Origin of the sequence: Streptomyces sp. NPDC044571 (assembly GCF_040647115.1) — a bacterium.
Lineage (GTDB): Bacteria > Actinomycetota > Actinomycetes > Streptomycetales > Streptomycetaceae > Streptomyces.
Window position 1 is genome coordinate 53,820 of the sequence record NZ_JBEZBN010000038.1, and the last position, 15,614, is coordinate 69,433.

At 71.7% G+C, this 15,614-nt stretch carries 10 protein-coding genes and 1 pseudogene; 5 read left to right on the forward strand and 6 right to left on the reverse strand.

Annotated features, from left to right (window positions below):
- From AB0B01_RS20975 to AB0B01_RS20985, 3 genes and pseudogenes are all read right to left on the reverse strand, one after another.
- Positions 1 to 1,287 carry an MFS transporter gene (locus tag AB0B01_RS20975; protein ID WP_361721005.1) on the reverse strand — a complete coding sequence of 429 codons (1,287 nt, stop codon included), beginning with the start codon at positions 1,285 to 1,287 and terminating at the stop codon, positions 1 to 3.
- A 118-nt stretch (positions 1,288 to 1,405) separates the two neighbouring features.
- The gene (locus AB0B01_RS20980; protein WP_361721008.1) at positions 1,406 to 1,969 is read right to left on the reverse strand and encodes a methylated-DNA--[protein]-cysteine S-methyltransferase; all 564 of its coding nucleotides are present in this window, start codon (positions 1,967 to 1,969) and stop codon (positions 1,406 to 1,408) included.
- A 219-nt stretch (positions 1,970 to 2,188) separates the two neighbouring features.
- A pseudogene (locus AB0B01_RS20985) lies at positions 2,189 to 3,142 on the reverse strand (glycerophosphodiester phosphodiesterase family protein); the annotation flags it as partial.
- A 244-nt stretch (positions 3,143 to 3,386) separates the two neighbouring features.
- On the opposite strand from AB0B01_RS20985, the gene uvrB reads away from it, so the two are divergent.
- The 4 genes from uvrB (at position 3,387) to AB0B01_RS21005 (ending at position 9,482) form a co-directional block, all read left to right on the forward strand.
- Positions 3,387 to 5,546, forward strand: a complete 2,160-nt coding sequence (uvrB, locus tag AB0B01_RS20990; RefSeq protein WP_361721011.1) for an excinuclease ABC subunit UvrB — start codon at positions 3,387 to 3,389, stop codon at positions 5,544 to 5,546.
- 86 nt (positions 5,547 to 5,632) lie between these two features.
- Entirely contained in the window at positions 5,633 to 6,211 is a 579-nt protein-coding gene (locus AB0B01_RS20995; protein ID WP_361721014.1) for a TerD family protein, read from the forward strand.
- Between the two features lie 106 nt (positions 6,212 to 6,317).
- Positions 6,318 to 8,264 carry a TerD family protein gene (locus AB0B01_RS21000; protein WP_361721017.1) on the forward strand — a complete coding sequence of 649 codons (1,947 nt, stop codon included), beginning with the start codon at positions 6,318 to 6,320 and terminating at the stop codon, positions 8,262 to 8,264.
- A gap of 234 nt (positions 8,265 to 8,498) precedes the next feature.
- Positions 8,499 to 9,482, forward strand: a complete 984-nt coding sequence (locus AB0B01_RS21005) for a TerC/Alx family metal homeostasis membrane protein (RefSeq protein WP_361721020.1) — start codon at positions 8,499 to 8,501, stop codon at positions 9,480 to 9,482.
- A 25-nt stretch (positions 9,483 to 9,507) separates the two neighbouring features.
- Here AB0B01_RS21005 and AB0B01_RS21010 read toward each other — a convergent pair whose 3' ends face one another.
- The 3 genes from AB0B01_RS21010 to AB0B01_RS21020 all read right to left on the reverse strand — a co-directional run bounded on the left by AB0B01_RS21010 (position 9,508) and on the right by AB0B01_RS21020 (position 12,383).
- Positions 9,508 to 10,824 (reverse strand): MFS transporter, encoded by a 1,317-nt coding sequence (locus AB0B01_RS21010; RefSeq protein ID WP_361721037.1) that lies wholly within the window; start codon positions 10,822 to 10,824, stop codon positions 9,508 to 9,510.
- A 203-nt stretch (positions 10,825 to 11,027) separates the two neighbouring features.
- Positions 11,028 to 11,684, reverse strand: coding sequence for an MBL fold metallo-hydrolase (locus AB0B01_RS21015; RefSeq protein ID WP_361721023.1), 657 nt, complete (start codon positions 11,682 to 11,684; stop codon positions 11,028 to 11,030).
- 9 nt (positions 11,685 to 11,693) lie between these two features.
- Positions 11,694 to 12,383 (reverse strand): maleylpyruvate isomerase family mycothiol-dependent enzyme, encoded by a 690-nt coding sequence (locus tag AB0B01_RS21020; protein ID WP_361721026.1) that lies wholly within the window; start codon positions 12,381 to 12,383, stop codon positions 11,694 to 11,696.
- Between the two features lie 186 nt (positions 12,384 to 12,569).
- On the opposite strand from AB0B01_RS21020, the gene uvrA reads away from it, so the two are divergent.
- Complete coding sequence (gene uvrA, locus AB0B01_RS21025; protein WP_361721029.1) at positions 12,570 to 15,518, forward strand: excinuclease ABC subunit UvrA; 2,949 nt, start codon at positions 12,570 to 12,572, stop codon at positions 15,516 to 15,518.
- Positions 15,519 to 15,614 lie beyond the last annotated feature (96 nt).

Consider the following 15,614-nt stretch of genomic DNA (forward strand, 5'->3'; position numbering starts at 1 on the left):
TCAGCCCTTGGCCGCCACCGGATGGCGGCGCGCCGTGAACAGCGCGAGCGCCGCCATGGGCAGGAGCAGGCAGGCGCCGGTGGCGGTCAGCCAGCCGTAGCCCGCCTGGGACATGACCAGGCCGGCCGCCGCCCCGCCCACGCCCGCGGCCGTGTTCATCGTGAGATCGCTCAGGCCCTGTACGGCGGCCCGCGCGGCCTGCGGCACCGAGTCGGTGAGCAGGGCCGAGCCGGAGACCATGCCGGCGGACCAGCCGAGGCCGAGCAGGAAGAGGCCGGCCGCGCTCTGGCCGTGGTGCGGCCCGGCCGTTCCGGCGAGCAGCGCCGCGAGCGACAGCAGTCCCGCCGCCAGGCCGATCACCGTGAGGCGTCCGAGCCGGTCCGCGAGCCAGCCCATGACGGGTGAGAAGGCGAACATGCCCGCGATGTGACCGCTGATCACCAGGCCGACGAGCTCCAGGCCGGCCCCGTGGTGGCCGAGCTCGACGGGGGTCATCACCATGATCGAGACCATGGTGGTGTGGGACACGGCGACGGTCAGCAGGGCGAGCCGTGCCCGCGGCGAGGACCGGACGGTCGCGAACCCGGCGCGCAGCGAGCGGCCCTCGCGGGTCTGTTCCTCGGGCGCGGCCAGCGCCCGGGCCGTCAGCAGCGGATCGGGGCGCAGCAGGACGCCGATCAGCGTGCCGGTGAGGACGAAGACGGCGGCGGCCCATACGAAGGGGCCCGCCGTCTCGGGTATGGAGGTGCCGGCGAAGCTCCGGCTGGCCGGCGCGGAGAGGTTCGGGCCGAGCACCGCGCCGATCGTGGAGGCCCAGACCACGACCGAGATGGCCCGCGCCCGGTGGTCGGGGGCGGCGAGGTCGGCGGCGGCGAACCGCGCCTGGAGGTTGGCGGAGGAGGCGGCTCCGAAAGCGGCCATGCCGAGCATCAGCAGCGGGAAGCTCCGGACCGCGGCGGCCAGGACGACCAGGCCCGCGCCGGCGGCTCCGATCGCGTAGCCGAGCACCAGCCCCGGCCGGCGGCCCCGCGCGGTCATCAGGGCCGCCAGGGGCAGCGAGACGAGGGCCGTGCCGATGACGGCGGCGGTGGAGGCGAAGCCGGACAGCGCCTCGGTGCCGCTGATCTCGGTGGCGAGGACGGGGGCCAGGGCAATGCTGATGGGCACGCCGACGCCGCCCAGCATCTGGGCGGCGACCAGCACGCCGGAGGTACGCCGCTGCAGGCGGGGGAGGTCCGCGGGGTCGACGGGCAGGGCCGGCCGGTCGGTGCCGGGCAGCGCGCTCACGCCGTACACCCCTGTCGCGGGGAGGGGCGGCGTACGGGTGCGAGGAGGCCAGGGGCGGCGACAGTAGTCACCGCGGCAGTGTCCCACCCCTTACCACCCCTCACCACCCCTCGGCCGCTCAGAACAGCGGCTGCGGAAGCACGCCCTCCAGCGCCAGCAGGCTCCGCTTGGTCTCCACCCCGCCACCGAAGCCGCCGATCCCGCCGTCGTTCTCCACGACCCGGTGGCAGGCCACCACCAGCGGCAGCGGATTCGAGCCCATGGCGTGGCCCACGGCCTGGGCCGCGCCCGGTTGGCCGACCCGGGCGGCGAGCTCCACGTACCCCACGACCGCCCCGTACGGCACCGAGCGGTCCAGCTCCTGGAGCACCTTGCGGTGGAAGCCGGAGCTGAGCCGCCAGTCCAGCGGCAGTGCGAAGCGCCGCAGCGAGCCCGCGAAGTACGCGGTCAGCTGGCGTATCGGCTTGGCCAGCAGGACCTCCTCGCCCGGCGCGGGACGCCGGGCATCGGCGCCGAGCCGGGAGACCAGCGCGCCGATCATCGCCTCCACCCGGTCCGGCTCGGCATGGAACTCGACCCGGACCAGCCCCTCCGGGGTCGCGGCCAGGAGCAGGGGACCGATGTCGCTGGCGACGACGGTCCATTCGAGGTGCGGCCCGCGCGGCCGCTCGGTGCTGTCCACCCCTCCACCGTACGGGCCGCCACCGACAGCGGGATCCCGCGCGGTTCAGCTCCCGAGCGCCCCTTCGCGCCCCAGCACCCCGTCCTGTCCGAGCAGCCCGCCCTGTCCGAGCACCCCGCCCTGTCCGAGCACCCCGCCCTGTCCGAGCAGCCCGCCCTGTCCCAGCAGCCCGTCCTGCCCGAGCAGCCCCTCGCGCCCGAGCGCCGCCTCCTGCCCGAGTACCGCCTCCTGCACGACGTCCGGGGCGTTGGTGATGATCCCGTCCACGCCCATCCCCTGGACCTTCCGGGCGGTCGCCGCGTCGTCCACGATCCAGGTGTCGACTTCCATCGCCTTGCCGTGCGCCCCCAGCAGGCCGTGCACCGCCGCGACCCAGTCCGCCGAGATCGTGGTGTGCCACGGGTTGATCCGGTCGGTGAACTCGGCGTACCGCGGGAGGTCGGCCACCGTGGGGGTGCCGAGGAAGGCCGTCACCAGGTCGGGGCGCACGTCGTGCACGATGCGGACGGAGTCCGCGCTGAAGCTCTGCACCACCAGGCGGCGCTGGACGTGGCTCTCGTCGAGCCAGCCCGCCTCGTCCAGGACCCGCAGGGTCTGCTCCTCGATCCCCGGGTAGAGCTCGGGCTTCTTGATTTCGAGCAGCAGCCGCTGCTGGTTGCGCTGCACCCGGTCGAGGTACTGCCGCAGCGTCGGGACCCGGGCGCCGGTGAACTGCGGGCCGAACCAGCTGCCCGCGTCGAGCCGGGCGATCTCCGCCGCGGTGAAGTCCTTGACCAGCCAGGACTTGCGGTCCGGGAACACCTGCTCGACGTCGGTCGTGCGGGTCAGGGAGTCGTCGTGGATCACCACCAGCTCCCCGTCCTTGGTGCGCTGGACGTCGTTCTCGACCCAGTCGAAGCCCAGCCGCATCGCCAGGTCGATGGCCGCGAGGGTGTTCTCCGGCGCGTACGCCGAAGCCCCCCGGTGGGCGTACACGACGGGCCCCAGCGGCCCGGTCGCGGTGGCGGCCGGGGCCGAGCCGGCGGCGCCGGTTCCGGTGCCCGTTCCGGTTCCGGTGCCCGTGCCGGGCCCGGTCTCGGGGCCGGTGGCGGCGGACGAGGCCGTCCCGCCCATGACGGTCAGGGTGAAGCCCAGGAAGGCGGCCGCGGCCGCGGCGGCAGGTCGGACGTACATGTGCGTTCTCCTCGGGTCGGAGCCCTGTTCCTGCGTCAGGCGGGTGCGGAACGGCAGACGTTGTGGCGATGCACCTCACGGCGGGACCGCTAGGGCGATCATCGGCTTGAAGATCACCAGGCCGCCACCGAACTACGACAAACGGACCAGAAAGGAGGAGATCCGCTCCGCCCGCCCCCTGCGGTGCGTGCCGCGGGCCGGCGGGGAATGCGTGAGTGTCAGTGGAGGGTCGTACGGTGGACTCATGCGGCCCGTATCGAAGATCGAACGCACGGTGGCGCCTTTCGAGGTCGTCAGCCCCTACCAGCCCAGCGGCGACCAGCCGGCGGCCATCGCCGACCTGGAGAAGCGCATCCGCGCAGGTGAGAAGGATGTCGTCCTGCTGGGCGCGACCGGCACCGGCAAGTCGGCGACCACCGCGTGGATGATCGAGAAGCTCCAGCGCCCCACCCTGGTGATGGCGCCGAACAAGACGCTCGCCGCCCAGCTGGCGAACGAGTTCCGCGAGCTCCTGCCGAACAACGCCGTCGAGTACTTCGTGTCGTACTACGACTACTACCAGCCCGAGGCTTACGTTCCGCAGTCGGACACGTACATCGAGAAGGACTCCTCGATCAACGAGGAGGTGGAGCGGCTGCGCCACTCCGCGACCAACTCGCTGCTCACCCGGCGCGACGTCATCGTCGTCGCCTCCGTTTCCTGCATCTACGGCCTCGGCACCCCGCAGGAGTACGTCGACCGGATGGTCCCCCTCAAGGTCGGCGAGGAGATCGACCGGGACCAGCTGCTGCGCCGCTTCGTCGACATCCAGTACACGCGCAACGACGTCGCCTTCACCCGCGGCACCTTCCGGGTGCGCGGCGACACCATCGAGATCTTCCCGGTCTACGAGGAACTGGCCGTCCGCATCGAGATGTTCGGCGACGAGATCGAGGCCCTGTCCACCCTGCACCCGCTGACCGGCGAGGTCATCAGCGAGGACCGCGAGCTGTACGTGTTCCCCGCCAGCCACTACGTCGCCGGCCCCGAGCGCATGGAGAAGGCGATCGCCGGCATCGAGGCGGAGCTGGCCGAGCGCCTCGCCGAGCTGGAGAAGCAGGGCAAGATGCTGGAGGCCCAGCGGCTGCGCATGCGCACCACCTACGACCTGGAGATGATGCGCCAGATCGGGTCCTGCTCCGGCATCGAGAACTACTCGCTGCACATGGACGACCGGGCGCCGGGCTCCGCGCCCAACACCCTCATCGACTACTTCCCCGAGGACTTCCTCCTCGTGATCGACGAGTCGCACGTGACCGTCCCGCAGATCGGCGCGATGTACGAGGGTGACGCCTCCCGCAAGCGCACCTTGGTCGACCACGGCTTCCGGCTGCCCTCCGCGCTCGACAACCGGCCCCTGAAGTGGGAGGAGTTCCAGGAGCGGATCGGCCAGACCGTCTACCTGTCGGCCACCCCCGGCGCCTACGAGCTCTCCCGCAGCGACGGCTTCGTCGAGCAGATCATCCGCCCCACCGGCCTCATCGACCCCGAGGTCGTGGTCAAGCCGACCGAGGGCCAGATCGACGACCTGGTGCACGAGATCCGCCAGCGGGTGGAGAAGGACGAACGCGTCCTGGTCACCACCCTCACCAAGAAGATGGCGGAGGACCTCACCGACTACTTCCTGGAGCTCGGCATCGCCGTCCGCTACCTGCACAGCGACGTCGACACCCTGCGCCGGGTCGAGCTGCTGCGGGAGCTGCGGGCCGGCGAGTACGACGTCCTGGTCGGCATCAACCTGCTGCGCGAGGGCCTCGACCTGCCCGAGGTGTCGCTGGTGGCGATCCTCGACGCCGACAAGGAGGGCTTCCTGCGCTCGGGGACCTCGCTGATCCAGACCATCGGCCGCGCGGCGCGCAACGTCTCCGGCCAGGTCCACATGTACGCGGACAAGATGACCCCGGCGATGGAGAAGGCCATCGATGAGACCAACCGGCGCCGGGAGAAGCAGGTCGCCTACAACAAGGCCAACGGGATCGACCCGCAGCCGCTGCGCAAGAAGATCAACGACATCGTGGCCACCATCGCCCGGGAGGAGCTGGACACCGAGCAGCTGCTCGGCACCGGCTACCGGCAGGGCAAGGACGGCAAGGGGCCCAAGGCCCCCGTCCCGGCGCTCTCCGCCGGCGTGGCGTCCCCGGCCAAGGCGGCCAAGGGGGCCGGCAAGGGGGCCAAGGCCGCCAAGGCGCCCGTGGTGGCGACCGACCGTCCCGCCCAGGAACTGGCCGCACTCATCGAGCAGATGACCGAGCGGATGCGGGGCGCAGCCGCCGAGCTCCAGTTCGAGGTCGCGGCCCGGATCCGGGACGAGGTGAGCGAGCTGAAGAAGGAGCTGCGGCAGATGAAGGAAGCGGGCCTCGCCTGACCCGTGAGCGGTCAGTAGGGTTGGCGGCAGCCGCAGGTACACGCTGCGCGCCCACATCGGGGGCGGGCTAGGAGAGGGGACAGCGCGTGACGGTCAACATGACCAAGGGTCAGGCCATCAGTCTGCAGAAGCAGGACGGAGGCACCCTGACCGCGGTCCGGATGGGCCTCGGCTGGCAGGCGGCCAAGCGCCGGGGGCTGTTCGGCTCCCGGACCCGGGAGATCGACCTCGACGCGTCGGCGGTGCTCTTCGCCGACAAGCAGCCCGTCGACGTCGTGTTCTTCCGGCACCTGCAGAGCGACGACGGCTCGGTCCGCCACACCGGTGACAACCTCGTCGGCGGCGCCGGCCAGGGCGGGGACGACGAGTCGATCCTCGTCGACCTGCAGCGCGTGCCGGTGCACATCGACCAGATCGTCTTCACGGTGAATTCCTTCACCGGCCAGACGTTCCAGGAGGTGCAGAACGCCTTCTGCCGGATCGTCGACGAGACCAACGGCCAGGAGCTGGCCCGCTACACCCTCGACGGCGGCGGCGCGTACACCGCGCAGATCATGGCCAAGGTGTCGCGGGTGGGCGCCGGCTGGCAGATGACGGCCCTCGGGAACCCGGCCAACGGCCGTACCTTCCAGGACCTGATGCCGGCGATCCTGCCGCACCTGTAAGCCGTACGGAGCCGAGAACAGCCGTACGGAGCCGAGAACAGCCGTACGGGACAAGAGAACACGAGCAGAAGCAAGAGCAGGGCGAGGGCGGGGGAGGGGCTGCACGATGACGGCCGAACTGGTCCGGGGGCAGAACCACCCCCTGTCCCGGAGCCGGGTGGAGATCAGGGTCTCGGCGGGCACACCCGTGCTCGCCGTGGTCCCGGTCTGCGACGACGCGGGACGGCTGGCGGGCCCCGAGGCGCTCGCCCACCCCGGCGCCCCCGCCCTGCCCGGCCTGGAGGCACCGGGGAGGACGGCGGCCGAACACCGCTTCGCCGTCGACCTCGACGCCGTCGGGCCGGCCGTGCACCGCGTCGGGGTGGTCCTGGTGCTGCCGCCCGGGGGCCCCGCGCGGTTCGGCGCGGTCCCCGCACCCTCCGTCTCCGTCGCCGACCCGGCGGGCCCGGAGCTCGCCGGCTACACCCTGACCGGGCTGGACTCCGAGACCGCCGTGCTCGCCCTGGAGCTGTACCGGCGCCAGGGCGCCTGGAAGGTACGGGCCGTCGGCCAGGGCTACGCCGACGGGCTCGGCGCGCTGCTCGCCGACGCCGGACTGGGCGGGCAGGCCGCCGCGGCACTGGTTGCCACCGTCCTTTCGGCCACGGCCACGGCCACGGCCACGGCCACGGCCCCTGCCGCCTCGACGCCGACGCCGGCAGCCGCGGCTCCGACGGCCGGACGGGGCCTGCCCGCTCCACAGGGCGGGGAAACGCCCTTCCCCGGCCAGGCCGCCTCCGAGCCGTCGGCCGCCGCCGACGGGCCGCCCGCGCTGAGCCCGCCCACCCTCGACTACGTACACCCGCGCCGCCGCCGGACCACCGCGGAGGCGCCGGAGCCGGCGCCCCGGGCCGCCGAGACCCCGGGGCCCGGCGAGGTGCCGCGTCCCGTCGCGGGCGACGCCAGTGGCTGGTCCATGGAGGAGCGCCTCTACAACCAGGTCTGGGGCATGTTCGAGGACCTGGCCCGGACGGTCGCCGCCTACCGGAGCGCCTGCGACTTCGCCGACTCCCGGATGGACCGGGAGCTGGACGAGGCCCTGTCCGACCCCCGCCACCGCCTCGCGGGTTCCGGCAGCGCCGCCCGCGACGAGGCCCGGGCCCGCCGTGACGAGCTCGTCGCCCGGGCGCAGGCGGTGCTCGACCGGGACCTCGCCCAGCTGGCCGCCGAGTCCGAGGTGGTCGAGCCCGCGCTGCCGACCGCGTACGCCCGCTGGGCCAATCCCGTCTGGCACGGCAGGGAAGTGCCCCAGGAGGAGCCGCTGGCCCTGCGCCTGGGGGACCTGTACCTGCCGGAGCGGCCCGGACTGCGCATTCCGATGCTGGTGCGCCTCCCGTTGGAGCGGGGGCTCTGGATCGACAACGGCCGCACCGGCTCGGAGGCCGCGATGGCCATGGACACCGACCGGCTGCGCCGGGCCGCCATGGACATGGCCGTCGCCCACGCGGTCCGCCTCCTCGCGGTCCACCCCGGCGACCGGTACACGGTCCATGTCATCGACGCGGCCGGGGCCGGGGCCGCTTCACTGGCTCCGCTCGTACGCGCCGGGGTGCTGGCCGGGCCGCCCGCCGCCGGCGCCGCGGCGGTCACGCAGACCCTGGCGCAGCTGACCCGGCGGGTGGACCTCGTACAGATGGCGCTGCGGGCCGGGGCGCCCGAGGACCTGCCGCCGGACGTGGACACGGCCGAGCAGCTCCTGATCGTGCACGACTTCCCGCACGGCTTCGACGACCGGGCGGTCACGCAGCTGCGGTACCTGGCCGACGAGGGTCCGGCCGTCGGCGTGCACCTGCTGATGGTCGCGGACCGGGACGAGGCCTCGGCGTACGGGCCGCTGCTCGACCCGCTGTGGCGCTCGCTGATGCGGCTGTCGCCGGTCCCGGACCACCACCTCGCCGACCCGTGGGTCGGCCATGCCTGGACCTTCGAACCCGACCTGCCGCCGCAGGGCAGCCAGGTCCTGGAGGAGACGCTGGAGAGGATCGCCACGGCCCGCCGCCAGGGCCGCGCATGACCATCCCTTGGCGTTCCCTTTACCTTTTCCGCCTCTGACCGGTACCCTGATCGTGCGGAGGGGAGTATTCCTGCTTTCCTGCACGGCGCGCCCGTCAGTACGGACCACTCGGTCATGTGAACCGCAGTCGGTCCCGGGGCGTCGGCCCGTGGCCCCCAGCGGCCCGGGTGGAAGAGACCTCCGGCAGCGATGACGCTGACCTGTGTGCCGAGCCATCCGCCGGAGGCGTGAAAAGTGGACGTTTCGTTGACCCTCTGGGTGCTGACCATTCTCGGTCTGGGCATCCTGATCGGCGCCGATTTCTTCATCGGCCGCAAACCGCACGACGTATCGATCAAGGAAGCGGGCACCTGGACGGTCGTCTGGATCGTCCTCGCCGCGCTCTTCGGCCTCGGCCTGCTGTTCTTCGGCAGCGGCCAGGCCTCCCAGGAGTTCTTCGCGGGCTTCATCACCGAGAAGTCCCTGAGCGTGGACAACCTCTTCGTCTTCGTCCTGATCATGGCGAAGTTCTCGGTGCCCTCCCAGCTCCAGCAGCGGGTGCTGCTCGTGGGCGTGCTGATAGCCCTCGTCCTGCGCGCGATCTTCATCGCCGCCGGAGCCGCGATCATCACCACCTTCTCCTGGGTCTTCTACCTCTTCGGCGCCTTCCTGATCTACACCGCGTGGAAGCTCATCCAGGAGGCCCGCAAGGGCGAGGAAGAAGAGGAGTTCGAGGAGAACCGCCTCCTCAAGTCGATCGAGAAGAAGTTCGGCGTCGCGGACCGGTACCACGGGACCAGGCTGTTCATCCGCAACAACGGCAAGCGCATCCTGACCCCCCTGATGGTGGTCATGCTCGCCATCGGCACCACCGACGTGCTGTTCGCCCTGGACTCGATCCCCGCGATCTTCGGCCTCACCCAGGACCCGTACATCGTCTTCACCGCCAACGCCTTCGCCCTGATGGGCCTGCGCCAGCTGTACTTCCTCATCGGCGGCCTGCTCCAGAAGCTGGTCCACCTCAGCTACGGCCTGTCCGTCATCCTCGGCTTCATCGGCGTCAAGCTGGTGCTGCACGCCCTGCACGAGTCGGGCGTCCACGTACCGCAGATCTCCATCCCGGTCTCCCTCGGCGTCATCTGCGGCGTCCTGGTGATCACCACCCTCACCAGCCTGCGGGCCTCGAAGAAGCAGGCGGCCGCCGAGGCCGCCGCCCGCTCGGAGAGCATCGGCGCCTGATCCGCCGCCGGCCCGCGGGCCGGCACTACACGGGGGCGGCCGCTTCGGCCGCCCCCGCTTCCCTGCCCGCCCCCGGCCCCCTGCGGGGCCGGACGACCGCGGGGTTGGTCTCCGGCAGGAGCGCGAAGCAGCCCAGGCTGAGCAGGGAGAGGCCGCTCAGGTACAGGGCCACGCCCCACGGCGGGCCCGAGCCGTCCGCCAGCGCCGTCGCCACCATCGGGGTCAGGGCCCCGCCCAGCACCCCGCCCAGGTTGTAGCCGACGGCCGCGCCCGTACAGCGGATCCGCGGGGCGTACAGCTCCGGCAGGTACGCGCCCACCACGGCGAAAGTGGTCACCATGCCCAGCAGGCCGCCCAGGAAGCCGATCGTCATCAGCAGCGGATCCGTGGTGCGCAGCAGCGCGACGAAGGGGAACATCCACACCGCGCACATCGCGCAGCCGATCAGGCACAGCGGTTTGCGCCCGTACCGGTCGCCCAGCACGGCTGCGAGCGGGGTCACCGTGGCCTTGAGCACGACGGCCGCCATGATGCAGGCCAGCATCACGGTGCGGTCCACCTCAAGGTGCTTGGTGGCGTACGCGAGGGACCAGGTGGTGACCGCGTAGAAGACGGCGTACCCCGAGGCGAGGGCCCCGCCGGTCAGCAGGAGCAGCCGCCAGTGCCCGCGGACCACCTCGGACAGCGGGGCGTCGGCGCGCCGCCCGGTCTCCGCGAGCGCGCGGAACTGCGGGGTCTCCTCCACCGAGCGGCGCAGCCACAGCCCGGCCAGGGCCAGCAGCCCGGCGGCCCAGAACGGCACCCGCCAGCCCCAAGAGGTGAACTGCTCGTCGCTGAGGGCCGCGGACAGCGCCAGGATCATGCCGTTGGCCAGCATGAAGCCCACGGGCGGCCCGATCTGGGGGAAGCTCGCCCACAGCCCGCGCCGGTGCTCGGGGGCGTGCTCGGCCGTCAGCAGCACTGCCCCGCCCCACTCGCCGCCGAGGCCGAGCCCCTGCAGGAACCGCAGCAGGAGCAGCAGGACCGGCGCGGCCGCCCCGATCGAGGAGAACGTCGGCACGCAGCCGACCCCGACGGTGGCGAGGCCGGTCAGCAGCAGGGAGACGAGTAGCACCGGGCGGCGGCCGTAGCGGTCGCCGATGTGGCCGAAGACGGCGGAGCCCAGCGGGCGGGCGAGGAAGCCGATGCCGAAGGTGCCGAAGGCCGCGAGGGTCCCGGCCAGAGGGGAGAACGAGGGGAAGAAGAGCGGGCCGAGCACGAGGGCGGCGGCCGTGCCGTAGACGAAGAAGTCGTAGAACTCGATGGCCGTTCCGGCGAGCGAGGCCAGGGCCAGTCGCGGCATCGACGGCGTCGGCGACGGCGGCGGCGACGACGTGGCCGGGGACGGAGGCGTCGCCGAGGCGGGGGCGGGGTCGTGGTGCATGGTGCAGCAACTACCCCGCCCCACACCTCCGGGACGTGCGTTCGGTCATCTTCGACCGGAAGGAGTGCACTCCTCCGCGGAGTTGACCGGACGGCGACCGGCCGGTGCCGGCCGGGCCGGGACTACCAGCCCCGCTCGCGCCACTCGGCCAGGTGCGGGCGCTCGGCGCCGAGCGTGGTGTCGTTGCCGTGCCCCGGGTACACCCAGGTCTCGTCCGGCAGCTGCTCGAACAGCTTGTGCTGCACGTCGTCGATGAGGCTCGCGAAGGCCTCCGGGTCCCCCCACGTGTTGCCGACGCCGCCGGGGAAGAGGCAGTCCCCGGTGAAGACGTGCGGGTGCCCGTGCGGGTCGTCGTAGACCAGCGCGATCGAGCCCGGAGTGTGTCCCACCAGGTGGCGGGCGGTCAGAGTGACCCGTCCCACCGTGATCGTGTCGCCGTCCGCCACCGCCACGTCGGTGGGCACCGGGATGCCCTCGGCGTCGAAGGCGCCCGCGTACGTCCGGGCGCCGGTCGCGTCGACCACCTCCTGGAGGGCGCCCCAGTGGTCGCCGTGGCGGTGTGTGGTGACGACCGAGGCGATGCCGTCGTCCCCGATCAGCTGCAGCAGCGTGTGCGCCTCGGCGGCTGCGTCGATCAGCAGCTGTTCGCCGGTGGCCCGGCAGCGCAGCAGGTAGGCGTTGTTGTTCATCGAGCCCACCGCGACCTTGGAAATCATCAGGTCCGAGAGTTCATGCACGTCGGCCGGACCGCCGACCTTGACCGCTCCGCTGTACGTCATGTCGTGATCCTAGAGCGCCGGGAGGGCGGGCAGGGCTCCGCCCGCGGTGGTCAGCGAGGCGCCTTTGTCGCCGCGGCCGGCCAGCCAGGCCAGCAGCCCGGCCGCCGGGCCGGAGACCGAGACGACGGGGTCCCCGGCGGTGCCGGTCCGCCAGGTGCGGCCGTCCGTCGCGGTCAGGGCGGTGGCGGGGACTTCCGGGCGCCCGGCCCAGCGGTCCGCGAGGAACGCGATCTCGCGCCCGGTGAACTCCTCCGGCAGGTCGTCGAGCCCGTAGCCGATGTTGAGGTCGACGTGGTGCAGCTCCACCTCGACGAGCCGACGGAAGGGCACGTTCGCGGCGAGGTCGGTCACACCGTTGCGCAGTTCGACGGTCCGGGACCAGTCCTGGGGGACTTCCGCGACGGCCTGGAAGCGGTCCGCGGAATTCCGCACGTCCTCCAGCTGTTCCACCAGAGGCCGACCGGCATCGCGCTCGATGTCCGCGTCGCGGGCTTCGCCGCTCTCGTACATCGGGCGGCCCTCCAAGACGTTGACGAGGGCGTCCGCGTTGCGTGCGAGGTGGGCCAGGATGTGGCCGCGGGTCCACCCGGGGAGGTGTGACTCCCCGGCCAGGGCGGCGTTGTCCAGTTTCGCGGCCGCGGTCAGCAGCCGGTCCGTGGCCTCACGTACAGATCGCAGGTCGTGCACATGATCAGTCATGGGAGCGAGCCTAGTGGGCCCGGGGCGTCGGCCACCCGATCGGGTGAAGCCGTCCCGGGCGTGCCGTAAATCGAATGCGCGTGCTATACGCTCGTAAGTCAAGCACCACCCCACCGCAGAGGCGCCCCCCATACCCTGGGACGGGGGCCCGTGCCCCCCGCTCTCTCAAGAAAGGTGCGGACCGGCGTGACCGACCGTCTCATCGTTCGTGGCGCTCGCGAGCACAACCTCAAGAACGTCTCGCTCGACCTGCCCCGCGACTCCCTCATCGTCTTCACCGGACTTTCCGGGTCGGGCAAGTCCTCCCTGGCCTTCGACACGATCTTCGCCGAGGGCCAGCGCCGCTACGTCGAGTCGCTCTCGTCGTACGCCCGCCAGTTCCTCGGGCAGATGGACAAGCCCGACGTCGACTTCATCGAGGGCCTCTCCCCGGCCGTCTCGATCGACCAGAAGTCGACCTCGCGCAACCCGCGCTCGACCGTCGGCACCATCACCGAGGTCTACGACTACCTCCGCCTGCTCTTCGCGCGCATCGGCAAGCCCCACTGCCCCGAGTGCCGCCGCCCGATCTCGCGGCAGTCCCCGCAGGCGATCGTGGACAGGGTGCTCGCGCTCCCGGAGGGCAGCCGCTTCCAGGTGCTCTCGCCGCTGGTGCGCGAGCGCAAGGGCGAGTTCGTCGACCTCTTCTCCGACCTCCAGACCAAGGGCTACAGCCGGGCGCGGGTGGACGGGGAGACGATCCAGCTCTCCGAGCCGCCCACGCTGAAGAAGCAGGAGAAGCACACCATCGAGGTGGTCGTCGACCGCCTCACCGTCAAGGACAGCGCCAAGCGCCGGCTCACCGACTCGGTGGAGACCGCCCTCGGCCTCTCCGGCGGCATGGTGATCCTGGACTTCGTCGACCTGGCCGAGGACGACCCCGAGCGTGAGCGGATGTTCTCCGAGCACCTCTACTGTCCGTACGACGACCTGTCCTTCGAGGAGCTGGAGCCGCGGTCCTTCTCCTTCAACTCGCCCTTCGGAGCCTGCCCCGAGTGCACCGGCATCGGTACGCGCATGGAGGTGGACCCGGAGCTGATCATTCCGGACGAGGACAAGTCCCTGGACGAGGGGGCGGTCTCCCCGTGGTCGCTCGGCCACACCAAGGACTACTTCCAGCGGCTGATCGGCGCGCTCGCCGGCGAGCTGGGCTTCCGTACGGACATCCCGTGGGCCGGGCTGCCGGCGCGTGCGAAGAAGGCCCTGCTGTACGGGCACCGGACCCAGATCGAGGTCCGCTACCGCAACCGGTACGGACGGGAGCGGGCCTACACGACGGCATTCGAGGGCGCCGTGCCGTTCGTCAAGCGGCGGCACGCGGAGTCGGAGAGCGACGCGAGCCGCGAGCGCTTCGAGGGCTACATGCGCGAGGTGCCGTGTCCGACCTGTGAGGGCACCCGCCTCAAGCCGATCGTCCTCGCGGTGACGGTGATGGAGAAGTCCATCGCCGAGGTCGCCGCGATGTCGATCAGCGAGTGCGCGGAGTTCCTGGGGCAGCTGCGGCTCGACGCCCGGGACAAGAAGATCGCCGAGCGGGTCCTCAAGGAGGTCAACGAGCGGCTGCGCTTCCTCGTGGACGTCGGCCTGGACTACCTCTCGCTGAACCGCGCCGCCGGGACCCTGTCGGGCGGCGAGGCCCAGCGCATCCGGCTGGCCACGCAGATCGGCTCGGGCCTGGTGGGCGTGCTGTACGTGCTCGACGAGCCCTCCATCGGCCTGCACCAGCGGGACAACCACCGGCTGATCGAGACGCTGGTGCGGCTGCGCGACATGGGCAACACCCTGATCGTGGTCGAGCACGACGAGGACACCATCAAGGTGGCCGACTGGGTCGTGGACATCGGTCCGGGCGCGGGCGAGCACGGCGGCAAGGTCGTGCACAGCGGCTCGCTGAAGGAGCTGCTGAAGAACGGCGAGTCGATGACCGGGCAGTACCTGTCCGGCAAGCGGTCCATCGCCGTCCCGGACGTACGCCGCCCGGTGAACGGGGACCGCAGGCTCACTGTCCACGGCGCCAAGGAGAACAACCTGCGGGACATCGACGTGTCCTTCCCGCTGGGCGTGCTCACGGCGGTCACGGGCGTCTCCGGCTCCGGCAAGTCCACGCTGGTCAACGACATCCTCTACACGCACCTGGCGCGCGAGCTGAACGGCGCCCGGTCGGTGCCGGGGCGGCACACGCGGGTGGACGGGGACGACCTGGTCGACAAGGTCGTGCACGTCGACCAGTCGCCGATCGGGCGCACGCCGCGGTCGAACCCGGCGACGTACACGGGTGTCTTCGACCACGTGCGCAAGCTCTTCGCCGAGACGATGGAGGCGAAGGTGCGCGGCTACCTGCCGGGCCGCTTCTCCTTCAACGTGAAGGGCGGCCGGTGCGAGAACTGCTCCGGCGACGGCACGATCAAGATCGAGATGAACTTCCTGCCGGACGTGTACGTCCCGTGCGAGGTGTGCCACGGCGACCGCTACAACCGGGAGACGCTGGAGGTCCACTACAAGGGCAAGTCCATCGCGGAAGTCCTGAACATGCCGATCGAGGAGGCGCTGGACTTCTTCGAGGCCGTGCCGACGATCGCGCGGCACCTGCGGACGTTGAACGAGGTGGGCCTCGGGTACGTGCGGCTCGGCCAGTCGGCGCCGACGCTCTCGGGCGGTGAGGCGCAGCGCGTGAAGCTGGCTTCGGAGCTCCAGAAGCGGTCGACGGGGCGGACCGTGTACGTCCTGGACGAGCCGACGACCGGTCTGCACTTCGAGGACATCTCGAAGCTGATCAAGGTGCTGTCGGGGCTGGTGGACAAGGGGAACTCGGTGATCGTCATCGAGCACAACCTCGACGTCATCAAGACGGCGGACTGGGTCATCGACATGGGTCCCGAGGGCGGCTACGGCGGCGGTCTCGTGGTGGCCGAGGGCACGCCCGAGCAGGTCGCGGCGGTGGGCGCGAGCCACACGGGCAAGTTCCTGCGGGACATCCTGGGCGCGGACCGCATCTCGGACGCGGCCCCGGTGGTGCCGGCGGCCCGGAAGCGGGCCACGGCCAAGAATGCCGCCGCCCCGGCCAAGAAGGCGACGGCGCGGGCCCGCAAGGCCTGACCGCCGCCCCCCTGGCCGTCGGAACCTCGCTCGCCGCTGCCGCGACCGTACCGATGACCACGGTCCTCGGCGGCAGTTGGCGTACGGGCCTGCTCG

What these genes read in the sequence shown, in the direction of transcription:
- uvrB (WP_361721011.1), top strand. Translation starts at nt 3,387, where the DNA reads ATGCGGCCCGTATCGAAGATCGAACGCACGGTGGCGCCTTTCGAGGTC.
- AB0B01_RS21015 (WP_361721023.1), bottom strand. Translation starts at nt 11,684, where the DNA reads ATGACGTACAGCGGAGCGGTCAAGGTCGGCGGTCCGGCCGACGTGCAT.
- AB0B01_RS21010 (WP_361721037.1), bottom strand. Translation starts at nt 10,824, where the DNA reads ATGCCGCGACTGGCCCTGGCCTCGCTCGCCGGAACGGCCATCGAGTTC.
- AB0B01_RS21000 (WP_361721017.1), top strand. Translation starts at nt 6,318, where the DNA reads ATGACGGCCGAACTGGTCCGGGGGCAGAACCACCCCCTGTCCCGGAGC.
- AB0B01_RS21020 (WP_361721026.1), bottom strand. Translation starts at nt 12,383, where the DNA reads ATGACTGATCATGTGCACGACCTGCGATCTGTACGTGAGGCCACGGAC.